Annotated in this window: 1 protein-coding gene; it reads left to right on the plus strand. The window is 68.4% G+C overall.

What is annotated here, in order from left to right:
- Positions 1–324: 324 nt before the first annotated feature.
- Positions 325–3,276: a bifunctional diguanylate cyclase/phosphodiesterase gene (locus AC1DQP_RS18435; RefSeq protein ID WP_457317965.1), complete on the plus strand. Its 2,952-nt coding sequence runs from the start codon at positions 325–327 to the stop codon at positions 3,274–3,276.
- The last annotated feature ends 96 nt before the right edge of the window (positions 3,277–3,372 follow it).

The following is a 3,372-nucleotide window of genomic DNA, read 5'->3' on the forward strand; positions in this document are numbered from 1 at the left end:
TTCAGGGTGGGGCGGCGCAGCGTGGGCATGGACGTCTCAGGCAACGGAGGAAACCCCAAGTCTAATCTCCCCGGCCCGGGCTGGTCGCGCCGGCCCCGGCCGTTGCATCCGGCGGTTGGGGCGCGCCTTGGCTTTGTCAACGTGAACGGCCCGATCCGGCACATCCGGGCCTTCCCGTGCCGCACGCGCTGGTGCATGCTGCGAGTCAAGGCGTCGGACCGCTTAACGGAGCGGTCAAGATTCCCAGGCTTCGGCCGCTCAGGTTTGGGGAAACCAGGAAGCGTTACGCATGAAGTCAGCCCATCGCTGCGGGAGAGGTCGTCGATGCCCGCGTTGAACCACGCATTGGCGCGTCCACTGCGCACGATCGTGTGGCTGGGCGTCGGCCTGGGCGTGCTGCTCGCCGTGGGCCTGACGGCGATGCTGGGCAACGATTACCAGCGCCGCCAGGAAGCTGCGCAGCGCCAGAGCTCGGCGCTCGCCGCCGGTTCGCAGCGCCTGCTTCGGTTGGAACTGCGCAATCTGGAACGGGCCATGCTGGGCATCGCCGAGGACGGCGCGCTGCTGTTCGAGCGGGTGCCGGCGCAGGCGCCTGACCTGCTTGATGATGCGATCAGCGGCGTGCTGCAGCGCCACGCCGAACTGGACAGCATCGTGGTGGTGGACCAGTACGGACGCGCACTGACCAGCGGCAGTGGCGACCTGTACCTGCCGCTGTGGGCCACCGACGCCAATCGCGGCAGCGAGAGCCGCCTGTACATGGGCCCGCCGCAGCAGCGCAACGCACAGCGTTGGGTGTTGCCGCTGGCACTGCGCATGGGCGATGACCGCTGGCTGTTGAGCCGGCTGCACACCAGCGAGCTGCAGTCGATCATCGGCGGGCTGGATACCGGCGAGCACGGCGTCATCTCGATCACCGACGCGCAGGGCTACGTGCTGGCGCGCAGTCCGGACGCCGTGGGGCTGACCGGGCAGCGCTTCAGCCTGGGCAGGCGCGAGATGCTGCGCCGCGATGCGGTCACTCCGCTGGGCATCGAGACCAGCAGCATCGACAACATCGAGCGCATTTCCACGCTGACCACGCTGGGCCAGTACCCGATCGCGGTGTATGCCGGGCTGGGGCGCGATGACGTGCTCGCGCCGTGGTGGCCCTACGTGGAGGCCTCGGTGGCGCTGTACCTGCTGTATTGGGGCATGTTCGCGCTGGTGTATGTCAGCCTGCGCCGCGCCACCCGCAGCCAGGACGCGCTGACCGAGGAACTGCGCACCGGCCATGCCGAACTGCTGATGGCCCATCAGGTCGGCAAGGTCTGCACCTGGTATGTCGATGAAGATGCCTCGCTGCTGCGTTGGTCGTCGTTGGCGCGCGAGATCTTCGGCATCGATATCGAGAGCCTGCCGGTGGCGGCCTTCTTCGCGCGGGTGCACCGCGAGGATGCCGAGCGCATGCAGCAGGCCTTCGATGCGGCCTTCGCCGGCAATGGCGTGCTCGATGAAATGTTCCGGGTGGTGTTGCCCGGTGGCGCCACGCGCTGGGTGTCGGCGCGCGGCCAGCGGGTGGCGGTGGTGGACCGGCAACGGCGCATGATCGGCGCGCTGACCGATGTCAGCGAGCGGGTGCAGGCGCTGGCGCGGGTGCAGCAGGCCGAGCGCCAGTTCCGCCTGCTGTTCGACCGCAACCCGGCGCCGTTCTGGGTGTTCGACCCGGACACGCTGCGCTTCATGGAAGTCAACGAAGCGGCGGTGCAGCAGTACGGCTACAGCCGCGATGAATTCCTGTCGATGAGCATCCTCGACATCCGCCCGCGCGAAGGCTGGGATGAGATCCGTGGCGCGATTTCGCGGGCCACGCTGGGCGACCCGCAGGACGCCCAGATACGCATGCACCGGCGCAAGGACGGCACGCTGTTCGAAGTGCGCGCGCACCTGTCGCGGCTGGATTTCGATGGCCGCCAGGCCTGCCTGGTGCTGGCCGAGGACATCAGCGAGCGGCTGGCCTACGAGCGCGACCTGGCCTACCACGCCACCCACAACCCGGCCACGGGCCTGCTCAACACCCGCGCGCTGGCCGCGCAGCTGGACGAGGAGGGCGGTAGCTACACGATCGCCTACGTGCAGTTCCGTGGCCTGCAGCTGGTCGCCGATACGCTCGGCCGCGAGGTGGGCGAGGTGGTACTGCAGGCCATGGCCAAACGCCTGGGCGGGCTGGGCACGCGCTACGGTCTGCTGGCATTCCAGCCGGCGGAGGACTTCATCTTCGCCATCCGCGACGACCACGAGCGCCAGACCGCGCTGGATACGCTGGTGCAGACCGTGTCCGAGCCGGTGCGCGGGCAGGATTGGTTGCATCAGTTCGAGCCGCGTATCGGTGTGGCGGTGAAGTTCGATGGCGACAACGTGCCGGCCGAACAGGTGATCGGGATGGCGGCGCAGGCCGCGCATGCCGCGCGCGACGAGGGCAGCGTGATTGCGTGGTTCGACAACACGGTGACCTCGCGCCTGGCCGAGCGGCTGCGCCTGGCCGGTCGCATCCACAGCGCCATCGACACCGAGTTCCAGCTGTATTTCCAGCCGATCTGCCATGCCAGCGATGGCACGCCGGCCGCGCTGGAGGCCTTGCTTCGCTGGCCGCAGGCCGACGGCAGTTTCATTCCGCCGGGCGAGTTCATCCAGCTGTGCGAGGACACCGGGCTGATCCTRGCGCTGGGACGCTGGGTGATCCGGGCGGCGGCGGCGGCGCAGCGGCAGTTGGCCGATGCGGGCAAGCCGTTGCCGATCGCGGTGAATGTATCGGCGGTGCAGTTCTTCAACAGCGATCTGGTGGCCGAGTTCGCGCGCGCCAGCCAGGAGTTCGGGCTGGAGCGCGGGGCGCTGCAGGTGGAGCTGACCGAGAGCAGCCTGATGCGCAAGCCGGCCCAGGCCAAGCAGACGATGCAGCGGCTGCATGAGCAGGGGATCTGCATTTCACTGGATGATTTCGGCACAGGCTATTCGAACATGTCCTATCTGCAGCACCTGCCGTTGGACATCCTGAAGATCGACCGCAGTTTCGTGGCGGACGTGGAAACCAATCCGCGCAATGCGTCGATCTGCCGTGCGCTGTTGTCGCTGGGGCACAGCATGGGGCTGACGGTGATCGCCGAGGGCGTGGAGACGCCGGGCCAGCACCAGTGGTTGGCCGCCCATGGGTGCGATCAGGTGCAGGGCTACCTGCTGGGACGGCCGTCGCCGCTGGCCGAGGTGATCGCCCGGCTGGATACCGTCGACGCGCTGTAGCGCTGACGGCGAAAAGCGGCGCCTTTCCCCGCGTCGCGGGAGGGCGTCGGGCAGCCCAGGACGTGACACGCCGTGAACCCATCCATGGGGGCTCGT

The organism is Stenotrophomonas sp. P5_A8 (assembly GCF_056400545.1).